This is a genomic window from Saccharopolyspora antibiotica, assembly GCF_047200635.1.
Taxonomy (GTDB): Bacteria; Actinomycetota; Actinomycetes; order Mycobacteriales; family Pseudonocardiaceae; genus Saccharopolyspora_C.
In genome coordinates this window covers 59,392-76,441 of the sequence record NZ_JBJZOI010000010.1, presented here as the reverse complement: position 1 = coordinate 76,441, position 17,050 = coordinate 59,392, and the positions used below count along the sequence as shown (strand labels likewise).

The following is a 17,050-nucleotide window of genomic DNA, read 5'->3' as shown; positions in this document are numbered from 1 at the left end:
CCACCGACCTGAATCCGGCCAGGGCTCCCAGCCCTGGCCGGATTCGTCGCGCCCGGGCCTTCTCGAACGTGCGGGTTCCGGCCCGCCCGGCCGCTCCCGGGCCCGCGGGTGCGGTGCTCAGAGCTCCGGAGCCGCTCGGCGGGCGGTGGCGAAGCGGGGGCGGCCGGCGAGGTCGGGGTGGTCCTGCACGTCGTCGAGCACCCGCCGCGCCTTGAGCAGCGCGGGCACGGAACCGCCGTGGGTGTCGTCGTGCTCGATGGCCGCTCCCCCGCCGGGCCGCAGCAGCCGCGCCGCGCAGCCGACGACCTGGCGCACCACGTCGAGGCCGTCGCGCCCGCCGAACACCGCGACGTGCGGATCGTGATCGCGCACCTCCGGCGGCACCGGCGTCCCCGCCGGGACGTACGGCGGGTTGCACAGCACGAGGTCGACCAGCCCCTCCAGTTCCATGAGCAGCGTCGGATCGGACACGTCGCCCGCGTGGAGCCGCACCGGGGTGTCCCCGGCGGCGGCCCGCTGATCGATGTTGTGCCGGGCCCAGGCCAGGGCTTGCTGGTCCAGCTCGACCGCGTGCACCTGCGCGTCCGGGCGGGCGTTCGCCACGGCCAGCGCGAGCGCCCCGGTCCCGGTGCACAGATCGACCACGACGGGGCGGTCCACCCCGTCCAGGACGCCCAGGCCCCAGGCGAGCAGCAGCTCGGTCTCCGGGCGGGGCACGAACACGCCGGGGCCGACGCTCAGCGAGATGGTGCCGAGGTGGGCGGTGCCCACCAGGTGCTGCAGCGGAATCCGATCGGCGCGCTGCCGCACGAGCGCTTGCAGGGCCTCCACGACCGGCGGGTCGACCAGGGGCACCATCATCAGTTTCGTCCGCTCCACCCCGAGCAGGTGCGCGGCCAGCAGTTCGGCGTCCGTGCGGGGGCTCGCCACGCCTGCCGCGGACAGCACTCGTTCCGCTTCGAGGATGGCCAGGCGCAGTGGCTGTCGAGTCACGGGGGCAAGCTTAGAGCGCGTGCTCCGCGCTCCCGTTCAGGCGACACCCCGGGGTGGCGCGAGGCGCCCTGGCACGGCGGACGCACCGGCGATCGACCTCGGGGAACCGCAGGGCAGCGGCCCGGGGATCACGAGCTCGCGGCAAGACGCTCCTCCCGGTCGGCGGCGACGAGCGCGCCGAGCACCCCGTCGAGATCGCCGTCGAGCACGTGGTCCAGGTTGTAGGCCTTGTAGTTGACCCGGTGGTCGGAGATCCGGTTCTCCGCGAAGTTGTAGGTGCGCACGCGCTCGGAGCGGTCAACGGTGCGGACCTGGCTGCGCCGGGTCTCGGCGGCCTCCTTCTCCGCTTCCTCCTCGGCCAGCGCCTGCAACCGGGCGCGCAGCACCTGGATGGCGCGCACCTTGTTCTGCAGCTGCGACTTCTCGTTCTGGCAGGACACCACGGTCCCCGTCGGCAGGTGGGTGATGCGCACCGCCGAGTCGGTGGTGTTCACGCTCTGCCCGCCGGGCCCGGACGAGCGGTAGACGTCGATGCGGAGGTCCTTCTCGTCGACCTCGATCTCGACTTCCTCGGTCTCCGGGTACACCAGCACCCCGGCGGCCGAGGTGTGGATGCGGCCCTGGGATTCGGTGACGGGCACCCGCTGCACCCGGTGCACCCCGCCTTCGAACTTGAGCTTCGCCCAGACCCCGTCCGGGCCGGTGTCACCCGCCTTCGCCTTCACCGCGACCGTCACGTCCTTGTAGCCGCCCAGGTCGGATTCGGTGGCGTCGAGGACCTCCGCGCGCCAGCCCTGCCGCTCGGCGAAGCGCAGGTACATCCGCAGCAGATCCCCGGCGAACAGCGCCGACTCCTCGCCGCCCTCACCGGACTTGACCTCGAGCAGGACGTCGGAGGAGTCGTGCGGGTCGCGGGGCAGCAGGAGCTCGGTGAGCCGGGTCTCCAGCCCGGGCAGCGCCGCGGCCAGCGACTCGGCCTCGGCCGCGAAGCCCTCGTCCTCCGCCGCGAACTCCTGCGCGGTGGACAGGTCGGAACGGGTCTGCTCCCACTCCCGCGCGGCCTTGGCGACCGGGGTCAGCTCGGCGTAGCGGCGGCCGAGCTTCCGCGCGGTCGCCTGGTCGGCGTGCACGTCCGGTTCGGCCAGGCGCCGCTCCAGCTCCGCGTGCTCCGCGAGCAACTCATCGAGCTTCGACGTTTCCACGGGAACCCTCTATTCCTGGCGCAGCGAGGTGGCGGACCTGGCGGGGCCCGGCGGACCCCGATACGAAGACGGCGCCCGCCCCGCGCGATGCGCGGAGACGGGCGCCGTCGGCCTGGCTACTTCTTGGCGCCGTCCTTGTTGCGGCGGCCGTAGCGGGCCTCGAAGCGAGCCACCCGGCCGCCGGTGTCCAGGATCTTCTGCTTGCCCGTGTAGAACGGGTGGCAGTTGGAGCAGACCTCGACCGTCAGGTTGCCGGCCTTGGTGCTCCGGGTGGTGAAGCTGTTCCCGCAGCCGCAGCTCACCTGGGTGGTGACGTACTGGGGGTGAATGTCCGCCTTCAACGCGTGTCCTCCTGTTCGGGGCCGCCGGGTCCTCGTCGCCGATCGCCGCGAGGTGAACCGGAGCCGACTCGACCTGCCATTCTGCCAGATCGGGTGCGTTGACCTGGAACGCAGGAGGGCCTGGCGGAATTCCCGGTCAGCTGGACCGCTCGACCGCCCGGCGCGGCGCGGCGACCGTCCGCCGACCGGCGGCGCCGCGGCGGTGCGCGCGGAGCAGCGGGAGATCATCATTGAGCGGTGCCGCTGTGCCCCGTCCTGCTCGACCTCACCGTGCCGCGGTGGCTCGTGCTGCCACCGCTGTTCCTCGGCGGGAGCACGGGGATCGCCGCGGTGCTGGGCTGGGCGATCTCCCCCGGGCAGGCCCTGGAGGTCTCGGCGCCGGTGCTGCTGGGGTTCGCCGCGGCCCTGGCGCTGCTCAGCGGCGGCCGGGTGCGCTGGACCCGCGACTGGCAGCGGCGCGGCTTGCGCTTCGCCTACCCCGCCGCCCTGTTCGGCTGCGCGCTGGCCTTCGACCGGATCCGGCTGCCGCTGCTGCCCGCGCTCACCTTCGGCGCCGCCGCTCTCGCCCTGCTGCTCCTGCTCATCGCGGGTCGGCAGCCCCGCCGCGACACCTGCTGAGCTGATTCAGCCCAGCGGCAGGGGCGCGACGCCGCGGTCGCCGAGCATCCCGCGCATGAGCCGGCTCTCACTGGCCTGGGAGCCGAGCATGTTCGCCGCCAACCCCCGCACCGGGGCGAGCTCCGCGTGCTCGGACCCGTAGCGCGCCATCGGCGCCCCGCCCTCGTGGTGGCGCAGCATCAGCTGCAGGAAGTAGCTGTCGAACGCGGGCCCTTCGAGTCCCCGCAGCCGATCCAGCTCGGCGGTGCTGGCCATGCCGGGCATGGTGGCGCTCGCCCCCGTCCCGGGCGCCGCGCCGTGCTGGTGGCCGCTCTCGCGCATCCACCCCATCGGCGGACCGCTCGGGCTGCCCGGCTCGCCCCACAGGCCCAGCCAGCCGCGCATCCGGCCGATCTGGTCCCGCTGGTTCGTCTCGATGTCGAACGCGAGCTGCCGCACCGCGACGTCCGCACCGCGCTCCCTGGCCAGCGTCGCCATCGTCACGGCCTGCTGGTGGTGCGTCGTCATGTCCTGCGCGAAGCCGATGTCCACGGCGCTGGGACCCGGCCGGGAGTCCTGCCCCGGCGTCGCCAGCAGCAAGCCCAACGCGCCGCCGAGCAGCAGCAGGGCCAGCGCGGCGCCGACGGCGATCACGACCCGCACGGCCGTGGAGGTGCCGGCGGCGCCGGGGTCCCCGGCGCTCACCGGCCGCCCATCTCGCCCTGCGCGGCCTGGGAGCCCTCGCCGCTCATCGGGATCGCGTCGGCGGGCGGCGGGCTGGCGTCGAACGGCGGCGGGTTCTGGGTGTCGAACGCGCCCGGGTACGCCTGGCAGGCGCCGCCGACCTCCGGGTAGACGTTGTTCGGGTTCTCCTTGAGCGCGGCGAAGAACTGGTCGATCCGCGGGTCGTCCGGGTCGTCGAGCTTGAGCCGGTGGCCCCAGGACTGCACCGAGATCGGGCTGTCCATCCCCGGGTACGGCGACATCATCGAGTAGTTCGTGCCGTCGACTCGGCGGGCGAGCTTCTCGCGTCCGGCCTCGTCGATCCGCGCCGGGTCGTAGGCGATCCAGATCGCACCGTGCTCCAGCGAGTGGACCATGTTCTCGGTCCGCACCGGGTTCGGGTAGACGACGCCGGTGCAGTCGGCCCAGATGCCGTCGTGCGGCCCGCCGAAGGGCGGCGTCTTGTCGTAGGCCACCCGCTGCTGCGGGGTGACGTGCTGCTGGCCGGGGTAGTCGGCGAACTCGACGCCGGGGATGCCCTTGGACGGGTCCGGGTTCTCCTGGCTCGGCTTGAACGGGGCCGCCGCGGCCTCCGCCTTCGCCTGCGCCTCCCGGGACTCGGCCTGGTCGGCGTAGCGCACGTAGGCGTAGCCGAACACGACCACGGCGACGAGGAGCACGACCCCGACTCCGGACAACGTCGCCCACGGGATCGAGCGCTGCTGCACGACCGAGCCGCGCGCCTTGCGCATCGCCTTGCTCTGCTTACCGCTAGCCATGCTGTTCGGACCTCGTCTCGCCATCGGTCGCCAGGTGACCCGGCACGCCAGTCTAAAGATCCCGCGGCCGCCGGTGGGCGCGCACGTCGGACGTCACGCTCTCACACCCGGGTCACCGGCCGGTGACGCGCCGCGCACCCCAGCCGGGGCCCGCGCACCCGTTCGCTGAACAGCGACGACGCATCCTTAGACTTCGTCAGGTGACTCCTGACGCGCTCGCCGACCTCGTCCGCACCACCGCCGTCGACGTGCTCACCTCGCACGACCTCGACGTTTCCGTCCTCCCGGCGGCGGTGACGGTGGAGCGACCCCGCAATCCCGAGCACGGCGACTACGCGACGAACGTCGCGATGCAGGTGGCCAAGAAGGCCGGAGTCCCGCCGCGCGACCTCGCGGGCTGGCTGGCCGAGTCGCTCACCGGGCGTGAGGGCATCGCGGAGGTCACGGTCGCCGGCCCCGGCTTCCTCAACCTGCGGCTGGCCGCCGACGCGCAGGCGGGCATGGTCCGCGAGGTCCTCTCCCGGGGATCCGAGTTCGGCCGCGGCGACCGCTACCAGGGGCAGCGGATCAACCTGGAGTTCGTCTCCGCGAACCCCACCGGCCCCATCCACCTCGGCGGGACCCGCTGGGCCGCCGTCGGCGACGCGCTGGGCCGCGTGCTGGCCGCGCAGGGCGCCGAGGTCACCCGCGAGTACTACTTCAACGACGCGGGCGCGCAGATCGACCGCTTCGTGCGCTCGCTGCTGGCGGCCGCGCAGGGCGAACCCGCGCCGGAGGACGGCTACGGCGGCGACTACGTCGCCGACATCGCCCGGCAGGTGCTCGACGCCGAGCCGGGTGCGCTGGAGCAGCCCGCCGAGCAGCGGCACGAGACGTTCCGCGGCATCGGCGTGGGCCTGATGTTCGAGGAGATCAAGCGCAGCCTGCACGAGTTCGGCACCGACTTCGACGTGTTCTTCCACGAGGACTCGCTGCACGCCTCCGGGGCCGTCGGCAAGGCCGTGGAGCAGCTCAAGGAGTCCGGGCACCTGTACTTCGCCGACGGGGCGTGGTGGCTGCGGTCCACCGAGTTCGGCGACGACAAGGACCGGGTGCTCATCAAGAGCGACGGCAGCACCGCCTACATCGCCGGGGACGTCGCGTACCTGCGGGACAAGCGGGCCCGCGGGTTCGACCTGTGCCTCTACATGCTCGGCGCCGACCACCACGGCTACGTGGCCCGGCTCAAGGCCGCCGCGGCGGCCTTCGACGACGACCCGGACGCGGTCGAGGTGCTCATCGGGCAGATGGTGAACCTGGTGCGCGACGGGAAACCGGTGCGGATGAGCAAGCGCGCGGGCACCGTGGTCACCCTGGAGGACCTCGTCGAGGCCGTGGGCGTGGACGCCGCCCGGTACTCGCTGACCCGCTCCTCGGTGGACTCCGCGGTGGACATCGACCTGGACCTGATCAGCAAGCGCAGCAACGAGAACCCGGTCTACTACGTGCAGTACGCGCACGCCCGGCTCGCCTCGCTGCAGCGCAACGCCGCGACCCTCGGCATCGACCGGGGGCCGGCGCGGGACGCGGACCTGTCGCTGCTCGCCCACGAACGCGAGGGCGACCTGATCCGCACCCTGGGCGAGTACCCGCGCGTGGTGCTCTCGGCCGCCGAACTGCGGGAACCGCACCGCGTCGCGCGGTACCTGGAGGACGTGGCCAGCGCCTACCACAAGTTCTACGACGCCTGCCGCGTCCTGCAGCCGGGCGACGACGGGGCGAACCCGCTCACGATCGCGCGACTGCAGCTGTGCGAGGCGACCCGCCAGGTGCTCGCCAACGGACTCGAACTGCTCGGGGTCACGGCACCCGAGCAGATGTGACCGACCGACCGCGCCGACCGGGCAGGACCCTCCCGGCGCGGCACGACAACTTCGCAGAGGAGCCGCGATCATGCGCGCCCACCCCGCCGGACCTCGGCACGCCGAGGTCCTGTTGCCGGGCAGCACCGCCGGGCCGCCCCCGGCAGACGAGACGGAGCTCGACGAACTGCACGCGGCGGTGTGGCCGCGCGGTTCGCACCGCGACGACGACGGCGCGGTGAGCTTCGCGGGCACCGACGTCCGCGAACTCGCCCGCGAGTACGGCACCCCGCTGTTCGTGCTCGACGAGGCCGACTTCCGGGCCCGCTGCGCCGAGTACGCCGCCGCCTTCGGCGACCCGGCCTCGGTGCACTACGCGTCCAAGGCGTTCCTGTGCACCGAGGTGGCCCGCTGGGTCGCCGAGGAGGGCCTGAGCCTGGACGTGTGCAGCGGCGGTGAGCTCCGGGTCGCGCTGCGCGCCGGTTTCCCGCCCGAGCGGATCACCTTCCACGGCAACAACAAGTCCGTCGCCGAGCTGGCCACCGCGGTCGACGCCGGGGTCGGCTCGGTGGTGCTGGACTCGTACCACGAGATCGCCCGGCTGGACCACCTCGCGCGGGAGCGCGGCGCGGTGCAGCAGGTGATGATCCGGGTGACGGTGGGCGTCGAGGCGCACACGCACGAGTTCATCGCCACCGCGCACGAGGACCAGAAGTTCGGCTTCTCGCTGGCCTCCGGCCAGGCCGCGGAGGCCGCGCGGCGGGTGATCAAGGCCGAGGGCCTGGAGCTGGTCGGCCTGCACAGCCACATCGGCTCGCAGATCTTCGACGACGACGGTTTCGGGCTCTCGGCGCACCGCGTCGTCTCGCTGCTGGCGGACCTGCGCGCCGAGCACGGCGCGGAGGCGCTGGCGAGCCTGACCACGGTGGACCTCGGCGGCGGTCTCGGCATCGCCTACACCCCCGACGACGATCCGCTGCCGGTGCGGGAGCTGGCGACCCGGCTGCACGACGTGGTCCGCAAGGAGTGCGACCTGGCCGGGTTCGAGCCGCCCCGCGTGGCGGTCGAGCCGGGCCGCGCGATCGCCGGCCCCGGCACGGTGACCGTGTACGAGGTCGGCACCATCAAGGACGTCGAGCTCGACGGCGGGGTGTCCCGGCGCTACGTCAGCGTGGACGGCGGGATGAGCGACAACATCCGCACCTCGCTCTACGACGCGGTCTACGACTGCCGGCTGGTCTCCCGCGCCGCCGAGGCCGCCCCGGTGCTGTCCCGAATCGTGGGCAAGCACTGTGAGTCCGGCGACGTCGTGGTGCGAGACTGCTGGTTGCCGGAGGACATCGCTCCGGGAGACCTGCTGGCCGTCGCCGCGACCGGCGCCTACTGCTACGTGATGGCGAGCAACTACAACCGCCTTCCCAAGCCGCCGGTGGTCGCCGTGCGCGACGGCCGGCCCCGATTGCTGCTGCGCAGGGAGACCGAGGACGACCTGCTCCGGCTGGAGGTGTCCGTGTGATCGAGGACCGTGAACCGATCCGGGTCGCGCTGCTGGGCTGCGGCACGGTCGGTACCGAGGTACTGCGCCTGCTGCGGGGGCGCCCCGAGGAGTTCGCCGCGCGGACGGGCGCCCCGGTGGAGGTCACCGGGGTCGCCGTGCGGCGCCCGCACAAGCATCCCGAGGTGCCCGAGCACCTGCTGACCACGGACGCGGCCGCGCTGGTCGACGGCGACGTGGACGTGGTCGTGGAGCTCATCGGCGGCATCGAGCCCGCCCGGTCGCTGCTGCTGCGCGCGCTGCGCGGGGGCAAGTCGGTGGTGACCGGCAACAAGGCGCTGCTGGCCGAGCACGGCTCCGAGCTGTACTCGGCGGCCGACGAGGCCGGGGTGGACATCTACTTCGAGGCCGCCGTCGCCGGGGCCATCCCGCTGCTGCGCCCGCTGCGCGAGTCGCTGGCGGGCGACCGGATCAACCGCGTGATGGGCATCGTCAACGGCACCACGAACTACATCCTGTCCGCGATGGACGCGACCGGCGCGGGTTACTCGGAGACGCTGGACGAGGCGGGCCGGCTCGGTTACGCCGAGGCGGATCCGACGGCCGACGTGGACGGTTTCGACGCGGCGGCGAAGGCGACCATCCTGGCCTCCCTGGCGTTCCACACCCGGGTCGCGGCCACCGACGTGCACCGCGAGGGCATCTCGGCGGTCAGCCCGGGGGACATCGCGGCGGCGAAGTCGCTGGACCGCGTGGTGAAGCTGCTGGCGATCTGCGAGCGCGTCGTGGACGAGGACGGCACCGAGTCGGTGTCGGCCCGGGTGCACCCGGCGATGATTCCCCGCGATCACCCGCTGGCGAGCGTGGGCGGGGCGTTCAACGCCGTGTTCGTGGAAGCCGAGGCGGCCGGGAGCCTGATGTTCTACGGCCAGGGCGCCGGCGGGGCGCCGAGCGCGAGCGCCGTGCTGGGCGACCTGGTGGCGGTGGCCCGCAACCTGGTGGTGTCCGGGAAGGGGCCGCGCGAGTCGGCGCACGCGCAGCTGCCCGCGCGCCCGATGGGTGACACCCCGACCCGGTACCACATCAGCCTCGACGTGGACGACAAACCGGGCGTGCTCTCGCAGGTCGCGGCGACGTTCACGGACAACGACGTGAGCATTTCCGTGGTGCGCCAGGCGGGCCGCGGCGAGGAGGCCAGCCTCGTCGTCGTCACCCACACGGCCACCGACGCCGCCCTGAAGTCCACAGTGGACAAGATTGCCCGGTTGGCCTCGGTGCGCGAGGTCGTGAGCGTGATGCGCGTGGAAGGTGAACCGTCGTGACTTCGAACATCCAGGGTGCGCGGGCGAGGGCGGGTTGGCCCGGCCTCATCGAGGCGTACCGGGACCGGGTGTCCATCCCGGAGGGCGCCCGCGTGGTCACCCTGCAGGAGGGCGGCACCCCGCTGGTGCCCGCGCACCACCTCTCCGAGCTCACCGGCTGCGAGGTGCACCTCAAGGTCGAGGGCGCGAACCCGACCGGCTCCTTCAAGGACCGCGGCATGACGGTCGCGATCACGCACGCGCTGGCCGCGGGCAGCAAGGCCGTCATCTGCGCCTCCACCGGCAACACCTCCGCCTCCGCGGCGGCCTACGCCTCGCGCGCCGGGCTGACCTCGGCGGTGCTGGTGCCGCAGGGCAAGATCGCGATGGGCAAGCTGGCGCAGGCGGTGGCGCACGGCGCGAAGATCCTGCAGGTCCAGGGCAACTTCGACGACTGCCTGGAACTGGCCCGCAAGACCTCCGCCGAACACCCGGTGACCTTGGTCAACTCGGTGAACCCGGTGCGGCTGGAGGGGCAGAAGACCGCCTCGTTCGAGATCTGCGACGTGCTCGGCACCGCGCCGGACGTGCACTGCCTGCCGGTGGGCAACGCGGGCAACATCACCGCCTACTGGAAGGGCTACGCGGAGTACGCCGAGGACGGCATCATCTCCGCCACCCCGCGCATGTTCGGCTTCCAGGCCGCCGGTGCCGCGCCGCTGGTGCACGGCGCCCCCGTCGCGGACCCGGAGACCATCGCCACCGCGATCCGCGTCGGCAGCCCCGCCTCCTGGCACCTCGCCGAGGCTGCGAAGAACGCCTCCGGCGGGCTGTTCGCGGCGGTCACCGACGAGCGGATCCTGCACGCCTACCGGCTGCTCTCCTCCCGGGAAGGCGTGTTCGTGGAGCCCGCCTCCGCCTCCAGCGTGGCCGGTTTGCTGGCCACCGCCGAGGACGGGCGGCTGCCGCGCGGCTCCCGCGTGGTGTGCACCGTCACCGGGCACGGACTCAAGGACCCGGACACCGCGCTGTCCGGGATGGTCGAGGTCGAACCGCTGCCCGTCGACCCCAGCGCCGTGGCCACCGCGCTGGAGCTGGTGTGACGCTGCGCACGGGCGGTGGGGCGCGGGTCGTGGTGCCCGCCTCCACCGCCAACCTCGGTTCCGGTTTCGACGCCCTCGGCATGGCGCTCGGCCTGCACGACGAGGTGTTGGTGGAGGTCGTCGACGGGCCGCCGGGCAGCGCCCTGGTCGAGGTCTCCGGGGAGGGCGCTGGAGCGGTGCCCACCGACCACGAGCACCTCGTGGTGCGGGTGTTGCACCAGACCTGGGCCGAGCTCGGCGCGAGCGCCCCAGCGGTGCGGCTGAGCTGCCGCAACGCCATCCCGCACTCGCGGGGACTGGGCTCCTCCGCCGCCGCCATCGTCGCGGGCGTCGCGGCCGCCCACGAGCTCGCCGGGGTCCCGCTGCACGAGCCGGCGAACCGGGACGCGGCACTGCACCTGGCGGCCGTCCGGGAGGGCCACGCGGACAACGTCGCGGCGAGCCTGCTCGGCGGCCTGGTGATCGCCTGGCACGAGCGGGGCCGGTTCCGGGCGGCGGCGCTGCCCGCGCACCAGGACCTGCACCCGATCGCGCTGGTGCCCGCCTCCGAGTCGGCCACGCACACCACGCGCGGCCTGCTGCCCGCGACCGTTCCGCACGCCGACGCCGCGTTCGCGGCCGGACGGGCCGCGCTGGCGGTGCACGCGCTCACCTCCGATCCCGCGCTGCTGCTGGCCGCCACGGACGATCGGTTGCACCAGGACTACCGCGAGCCGGCCTGGCCGCGGACCGTGGAGCTGGTGCGGGCGCTGCGCGACGCGGGCGTGCCCGCCGCCGTCTCCGGGGCGGGACCGACGGTGCTCGCGCTGCCCGCCGACGGCGCGCTGCCCGAAGTGGTGGACACCGCGGGGTTCACCGCGCTGCGCCTTCCGGTGGATCGGCGCGGCGTTCAGGTGACGTCCGAGCCCGCATCTCCCCGGTGAGCGGACCACGCCGACCATTCCGGGCGGCGTGGTGGTACAAAGGACGTGTCGGCAGCACGCGAGTACTGCCCGGCAGGTGTTCCGATTCGGCGAAGTGCCGAGGTACGGCCGATTCCGCGGACACCGTGATCGAATGAGGGCGGGCCGCGCCGCTGGAGGTTGTTGCACCTCGATGGCGGGGCGTCTACCCTCAAGGTCAATCAGTCACCGCGCGCTTGGGCGGCGGTGCCGTAGCCGGGGCATCGTTCTCCGGGGCACATCTCCCGCTAGTGAATTGGCTCCACCTCACGCAGGTGAAGATCAGGATCAGCGGGTTCCCAGTCGCGGTGGCAGAGGCAGGAGTTGTCAACTCAATGGGGTTCGCGCGGGGCTGCCGACCTGTGAGTCCCGGCCGACGCTGCGTGGGGGCCTGACCGTGATGGCCACGCTCCAAACGCGATCGATGCCGGTTCGGCGCACCCCGGTTCCTGTCGTCCCGATTCCGCGCGGCGGCACATCGGGACAGGCCGGAAATCACGGCTTTCCCCGTGAACGACAACGCCTGAACGAGGCGGCAGCAGGGCGTGCATCGGCGAGTGTGGATCGGAGTGGATGCGTCGCACGTGCACCGTGGTTCTGACGCGCAGAAGCGTGAAAACCGCACCGCGCAACGGCATTCGGACGAGCACACGAACCGGGCACCTCCGACCGCCCGGTGCTGCTGGTTCCGCCTGATCGCCTGAGTCGATCGAGCCGCGCGTGCGTGTTGAACTCGACCGGCATGGGGCTGGTAGCACAAAAAGGCCGTCCGCTGACAAGAGCGGGCGGGCAATCCGCTGGGTCGCGTAGGAGGCGCGGTCCGGTCAGGAAGGACATTCGTGAGCAACACCGAACTGTTGAGCAGCGAGACGACCAACGGCGTCTCCCAGGCTGGCCAGCAGGAGTCTGAGCAGCCGTCCGCGGGCACCGAGAACGGCGCTCCGCGCCGTCGGGGCGGCCTGTCCGGCATGGTCCTCGCCGAGCTGCGGCAACTCGCCGGAGAACTGGGGATCGACACCAGCGGGCTGCGCAAGGGCGACCTGATCGCCGCGATCAAGGAGCGGCAGGGCGGCGCGCCCACCCGTTCCCGCGCGGCCAAGCAGCCGGCCCAGGAGGGTGGTGCGGCCCAGGACGCCTCGACGAGCCGAGGCAAGGCCCACCAGCCCTCGCTCGACGAGTCCGATGCCGCGCCCCAGCAGCAGGAGGCGACCGGGACCGACGCGGGCTCCAACGGCTCCGCGCCGGGCCGCGGGCGCTCCCGCCGCCAGCAGGCCGCCGAGCAGGGCGGGGAGGACGAGGGCCGCCGCGGGAACAACCGCCGCCGCCGCTCCTCCGGCAACCGCTCCGGCGGTGGCCAGGAGCAAGGCGAGGAGCGCGGCCAGGACAACCGCGACGGGAACCGGGGCGACCGGGACCGCAACGACCGGGACCGCGGGGACCGCGGCGACCGGGAGCGGGGCGGTCAGGACCGCAACGACCGGGACCGGGGCGACCGGCAGAACTCCCGCCAGCAGCAGGACAAGCAGGACAACCGGCCGCAGGACGACTCCGACGAGGACGGCGGCCGCAGGCGCGGACGCCGCTTCCGCGACCGCAGGCGCAACCGCGGCCGCGGCGAGGGCGGCGGCGGCGGAAGCGAGCCCGAGGTGCGCGAGGACGACGTCCTGCTGCCCGTCGCGGGCATCCTCGACGTGCTGGAGAACTACGCGTTCGTCCGCACCTCCGGTTACCTCGCGGGCCCGAACGACGTCTACGTCTCGCTCTCGCTGGTCCGCAAGTACGGGCTGCGCCGCGGTGACGCGATCAAGGGCGCCATCCGCCAGCCCCGGGACAACGAGCAGCAGCGCCAGAAGTTCAACCCGATGGTGCGCGTGGACGCCATCAACGGCCTCGAGCCGGAGGCGGCGAAGAACCGCTCGGAGTTCCACAAGCTGACGCCGCTGTACCCGAACGAGCGCCTGCGGCTGGAGACCGAACCGCAGAACCTCACCGGCCGGATCATCGACCTCGTCATGCCGGTCGGCAAGGGGCAGCGCGCACTGATCGTCTCGCCGCCGAAGGCGGGCAAGACGATGGTGCTGCAGGCGATCGCCAACGCGATCACCACGAACAACCCGGAATGCCACCTCATGGTGGTGCTCGCCGACGAGCGCCCCGAAGAGGTCACCGACATGCAGCGCTCGGTCAAGGGCGAGGTCATCGCCTCCACCTTCGACCGCCCGCCGTCGGACCACACCACGGTGGCCGAGCTGTCCATCGAGCGGGCCAAGCGGCTCGTCGAGATGGGACACGACGTGGTCGTGCTGCTCGACTCGATCACCCGACTCGGGCGCGCCTACAACCTGGCCGCCCCGGCGTCCGGCCGGATCCTCTCCGGTGGTGTCGACTCCACGGCGCTGTACCCGCCGAAGCGCTTCCTCGGCGCCGCCCGCAACATCGAGAACGGCGGCTCGCTCACCATCTTCGCCACGGCGCTGGTCGAGACCGGCTCCACGATGGACACGGTGATCTTCGAGGAGTTCAAGGGCACCGGCAACGCCGAGCTCAAGCTGGACCGCAAGCTCGCCGACAAGCGGTTGTTCCCCGCTGTCGACGTCGACGCCTCCAGCACGCGCAAGGACGAGATCCTGCTCTCGCCCGACGAGCTCGCCGTCACGCACAAGCTGCGCCGGGTGCTCTCCGCGCTCGACGCCCAGCAGTCGCTGGAGCTCCTGCAGGACCGGCTGCGCAAGTCGCGCACCAACATCGAGTTCCTGATGCAGGTCGCCAAGAACACCCCCGGCGGCAAGGACGACGACTGACCGTCCCCGCCTGCTGAACGGCCCGCACCCCACCCGGGGCGCGGGCCGTTCTGCTGCACCCGGTTCCGATGCGATGAAGGGAACCTTCCTGCCACCGGTGGCAGGAAGGTTCCCTTCATCACCACGTCAGCGCGCGGCAGCGTCGGGCGCACTCGGCCGGCTCGACCTGCAAGGTCGCGTGCTCGATCTGGTACCGCTCGGCCAGCAACCGCTGCGCGGCGACGAGCACGTCGCCGTGGTCGGCCTCGTCCAGGATGGTCAGATGCGCCGAGGCGACCTCCATGCCCGAGGTCAACGTCCACACGTGCAGGTCGTGCACCTCCCGCACCGCGGGCAGCGCGGCGAGGTCCTCCCGCATCGCGGGCACGTCCACGCCCTCCGGTGCCTGCTGCACCAGGATCCGCAGCGCCTGCCGGGCGAGCTTCCAGGTCCGGGGCAGCACGAACAACCCGACCGCGACGGCGACGAGCGGGTCGACCAGGTACCAGCCGAAGGCCCAGGCCAGGGCTCCGCCGATGAGCACGCCCACCGACCCGATGGTGTCGGCGAGGACCTCCAGGTACGCCCCGCGCAGGTTGAGGCTCTCCGCGGCCCCCTCGCGCAGCAGCAGGAACGCCACCACGTTCGCCGCCAGCCCCGCCGCGGCGGTGAGCATCATCGGCAGGCCCGCCACCTCGGGCGGATCCTGAAAGCGCCGCACGGCCTCGACGAGGATGTAAGCGGCGACCCCGAACAGGAGCACCGCGTTGGCCAGCGCGGCGAGCACCTCGACGCGATACCAGCCGAAGGTGCGCTTCTCCGAAGCGGGACGCCGCGCCGCGGTGATCGCGGCCAGCGCCATGCCCACCCCCAGCACGTCGGTCAGCATGTGTCCCGCGTCGGACAGCAGCGCCAGCGAGGACGTGAGGTAGCCGACGACGGCTTCCAGGACGAAGAACGCCAGCAGCACGCCGAACGCCATCGCCAACCGTCGCGAGTACCGACCGGAGGCGCTGGCAGGTACCGCCGCCGCCGATCCGTGGCCGTGCCCGTGGCCCATCAGGAACCTCCCATCCACATGCCCTCGATGATATATAGCGATATGCGCATGAGTACACCCCGTGCGCCCATCCCACCCCTCACCCCCCTCCGGATCACGCTGAGACGTGCGCTAAGCTGACTACGTCAACAACAGCAAGCCCTCGTAGCTCAGCGGATAGAGCACTGCCCTCCGGAGGCAGGTGTCGCAGGTTCGAGTCCTGCCGAGGGCGCCCAGCTCACAGCCTTACCGAGCCCCTGCAAGATCACTCGTGGGGCACATTCGAGGCACGCACCGCAGCATCCATCCGATCGGCCACGTCGTTCAGCCGATCCGGGAACGTACGGACGGGGCGAGAAACCGAAAGGTTTCTCGCCCCGCTTCGCTTTTCCGGCCTTCCCCGGTGACGTCAGCCTTCGGACGCGGCGCGCAGCACGTTGCGCTGCATCGTGCCGAAAACCGCGCCGTGGAACGGCGCGATCAACCTCCAGTACGCGTGCCCCGCCAAACCGCGCGGCAGGAACACCGCACGCTGACGGTAGTGGGATCCACCCGATTCATCAGGCGTCACGGTGAACTCCAGCCACGCCCGTCCCGGCAGCCGCATCTCCGCGCGCAACCGCAGCAGACGCCCCTCGATGACCTCCTCCACTCGCCACCAGTCGAGCGCTTCGCCCACGCGCAGGCGCTGCGCGTCCCGCCGTCCGCGACGCAGGCCCACTCCGCCGACGAGCTTGTCCCACGCTCCGCGCACCGCCCACAGCAGCGGAATGGAGTACCAGCCGCGTTCGCCACCCATGCCCTCGACGACGTGCCAGAGCCGCTCCGGCGGTGCCGCGCTGCGCCCCTCTCGCACATCCGAGTAGACAGCTCCCCCGGACCAGGACGGATCCGAGGGCAGCGGATCGGACGGGGCATCGGAGGGGGCGGCATCCGACCACCGCGTCTCGACCTCGCCGTTGCGGATCTTCTGCAGCGCCAGCTCGACCGCGCGGTCGTAACCGGTGAGCCCCCCGGGAGGCGGCGACACCAGCTGGTCGATGTCGTGCTCCGTGCACACCGCGTCGTGAACCAACGACTCGATCAGAGGTTTGCCGACTGATTTCGGGACCGGGGTCACCACATTGATCCACTGCGCGCTGAGCCAAAGGCTCAGCACTCCCACCGGGAGCATCCGCCGGCGCGACAACCCGGCGACCGCGGCGTAGCGCCGCATCATCTCGCCGTAGGTCAGCACGTCCGGTCCCCCCACGTCGAACGTGCGATTAGTCCCGCGCGGCAGCCGCGCGGCCGCGACCAGGTAGTGCAGCACGTCGCGCACCGCGATCGGCTGCACCCGGTTGCGCACCCAGCGCGGGGTCACCATCACCGGCAACCGCTCGGTCAGGTAACGCAGCATCTCGAAGCTCGCCGAGCCGGAACCGATGATGACCGCGGCCCGCAACACGACCGTCGGCACTCCGCTGCGCAGCAGGATTTCGCCGACCTCGGCCCGCGAGCCCATGTGCTCCGAGAGCTCGGCATCCGGTGGATGCACACCACCCAGGTACACGATGCGGTGAACCGAAGCCTCCCGTGCGGCCTGCGAGACGATCAGGGCGGCTCGGCGGTCGAGCGCCGCGAAACCGGCCTGGGCCATCGAGTGCACCAGGTAGTAGATGGTCTCCACTCCCTCGCACGCGGCAGCGACGTCCCGCTCGGAGAGCAGGTCGCCGGCCATCACCTCCACGCGGTCCCTCCAGGGGACGTCCCGGAGCTTCTCCGGGTTCCGCACCAGGCAGCGAACCTGCTGCCCGTCCTCCAGCAGCCGCGGCACGAGCCGCCCGCCGACGTACCCGCTAGCACCAGTCACCAGACACACCATGACCGCACTCTCCCGCCGACCCCCGACACTCGCACCCCACGCCCGGCCGCA

At 72.4% G+C, this 17,050-nt stretch carries 14 protein-coding genes and 1 tRNA gene; 8 read left to right on the top strand and 7 right to left on the bottom strand.

From position 1 onward, the window contains the following. Positions 1 to 117: 117 nt before the first annotated feature. From prmC to rpmE, 3 genes are all read right to left on the bottom strand, one after another. Positions 118 to 993: a peptide chain release factor N(5)-glutamine methyltransferase gene (prmC, locus tag ACL03H_RS10295; protein WP_412810920.1), complete on the bottom strand. Its 876-nt coding sequence runs from the start codon at positions 991 to 993 to the stop codon at positions 118 to 120. 128 nt (positions 994 to 1,121) lie between these two features. After that, positions 1,122 to 2,195, bottom strand: coding sequence for a peptide chain release factor 1 (gene prfA, locus ACL03H_RS10290; protein ID WP_412810919.1), 1,074 nt, complete (start codon positions 2,193 to 2,195; stop codon positions 1,122 to 1,124). Positions 2,196 to 2,311: 116 nt separating this feature from the next. Further along, the gene (gene rpmE, locus ACL03H_RS10285; protein ID WP_412810918.1) at positions 2,312 to 2,536 is read right to left on the bottom strand and encodes a 50S ribosomal protein L31; all 225 of its coding nucleotides are present in this window, start codon (positions 2,534 to 2,536) and stop codon (positions 2,312 to 2,314) included. Positions 2,537 to 2,773: 237 nt separating this feature from the next. On the opposite strand from rpmE, the gene ACL03H_RS10280 reads away from it, so the two are divergent. Then, positions 2,774 to 3,154 (top strand): hypothetical protein, encoded by a 381-nt coding sequence (locus ACL03H_RS10280; protein ID WP_412810917.1) that lies wholly within the window; start codon positions 2,774 to 2,776, stop codon positions 3,152 to 3,154. Between the two features lie 6 nt (positions 3,155 to 3,160). On the opposite strand, the gene ACL03H_RS10275 is transcribed toward ACL03H_RS10280, so the two are convergent. Together ACL03H_RS10275 and ACL03H_RS10270 are read right to left on the bottom strand one after the other, a co-directional pair. Beyond that, the gene (locus ACL03H_RS10275; protein WP_412810916.1) at positions 3,161 to 3,838 is read right to left on the bottom strand and encodes a DUF305 domain-containing protein; all 678 of its coding nucleotides are present in this window, start codon (positions 3,836 to 3,838) and stop codon (positions 3,161 to 3,163) included. Then, positions 3,835 to 4,635: a DUF3105 domain-containing protein gene (locus tag ACL03H_RS10270; RefSeq protein WP_412810915.1), complete on the bottom strand. Its 801-nt coding sequence runs from the start codon at positions 4,633 to 4,635 to the stop codon at positions 3,835 to 3,837. The genes ACL03H_RS10275 and ACL03H_RS10270 overlap by 4 nt, the downstream gene beginning before the upstream one ends. A gap of 200 nt (positions 4,636 to 4,835) precedes the next feature. Between ACL03H_RS10270 and argS the strand changes: the two genes are divergently transcribed. The 6 genes from argS to rho all read left to right on the top strand — a co-directional run bounded on the left by argS (position 4,836) and on the right by rho (position 14,117). Continuing rightward, complete coding sequence (argS, locus tag ACL03H_RS10265) at positions 4,836 to 6,497, top strand: arginine--tRNA ligase (protein ID WP_412810914.1); 1,662 nt, start codon at positions 4,836 to 4,838, stop codon at positions 6,495 to 6,497. Between the two features lie 70 nt (positions 6,498 to 6,567). Beyond that, positions 6,568 to 7,992 (top strand): diaminopimelate decarboxylase, encoded by a 1,425-nt coding sequence (lysA, locus tag ACL03H_RS10260; protein WP_412810913.1) that lies wholly within the window; start codon positions 6,568 to 6,570, stop codon positions 7,990 to 7,992. After that, positions 7,989 to 9,293, top strand: a complete 1,305-nt coding sequence (locus tag ACL03H_RS10255) for a homoserine dehydrogenase (protein WP_412810912.1) — start codon at positions 7,989 to 7,991, stop codon at positions 9,291 to 9,293. Before lysA ends, ACL03H_RS10255 begins: the two co-directional genes overlap by 4 nt. After that, positions 9,290 to 10,375, top strand: coding sequence for a threonine synthase (gene thrC, locus ACL03H_RS10250; protein ID WP_412810911.1), 1,086 nt, complete (start codon positions 9,290 to 9,292; stop codon positions 10,373 to 10,375). Before ACL03H_RS10255 ends, thrC begins: the two co-directional genes overlap by 4 nt. Next, positions 10,372 to 11,298 (top strand): homoserine kinase, encoded by a 927-nt coding sequence (gene thrB / locus ACL03H_RS10245; protein WP_412810910.1) that lies wholly within the window; start codon positions 10,372 to 10,374, stop codon positions 11,296 to 11,298. Before thrC ends, thrB begins: the two co-directional genes overlap by 4 nt. An 857-nt stretch (positions 11,299 to 12,155) precedes the next feature. Next, positions 12,156 to 14,117 (top strand): transcription termination factor Rho, encoded by a 1,962-nt coding sequence (rho, locus tag ACL03H_RS10240; protein ID WP_412810909.1) that lies wholly within the window; start codon positions 12,156 to 12,158, stop codon positions 14,115 to 14,117. A 118-nt stretch (positions 14,118 to 14,235) separates the two neighbouring features. Here the strand turns inward: rho and ACL03H_RS10235 are convergent, their stop codons facing one another. Continuing rightward, a complete protein-coding gene (locus ACL03H_RS10235; protein ID WP_412810908.1) occupies positions 14,236 to 15,156 on the bottom strand; it encodes a cation diffusion facilitator family transporter in 921 nt (306 codons plus the stop codon). Positions 15,157 to 15,294: 138 nt separating this feature from the next. Between ACL03H_RS10235 and ACL03H_RS10230 the strand changes: the two genes are divergently transcribed. After that, positions 15,295 to 15,367: transfer RNA gene (locus ACL03H_RS10230), tRNA-Arg, on the top strand. A gap of 177 nt (positions 15,368 to 15,544) precedes the next feature. Here the strand turns inward: ACL03H_RS10230 and ACL03H_RS10225 are convergent. Next, positions 15,545 to 16,999: an SDR family oxidoreductase gene (locus ACL03H_RS10225; protein ID WP_412810907.1), complete on the bottom strand. Its 1,455-nt coding sequence runs from the start codon at positions 16,997 to 16,999 to the stop codon at positions 15,545 to 15,547. Positions 17,000 to 17,050 lie beyond the last annotated feature (51 nt).

Coding starts and splice junctions, on each gene's coding strand:
- ACL03H_RS10235 (WP_412810908.1), bottom strand. CDS start 15,156: ATGGGCCACGGGCACGGCCACGGATCGGCGGCGGCGGTACCTGCCAGC.
- lysA (WP_412810913.1), top strand. CDS start 6,568: ATGCGCGCCCACCCCGCCGGACCTCGGCACGCCGAGGTCCTGTTGCCG.
- ACL03H_RS10225 (WP_412810907.1), bottom strand. CDS start 16,999: ATGGTGTGTCTGGTGACTGGTGCTAGCGGGTACGTCGGCGGGCGGCTC.
- ACL03H_RS10270 (WP_412810915.1), bottom strand. CDS start 4,635: ATGGCTAGCGGTAAGCAGAGCAAGGCGATGCGCAAGGCGCGCGGCTCG.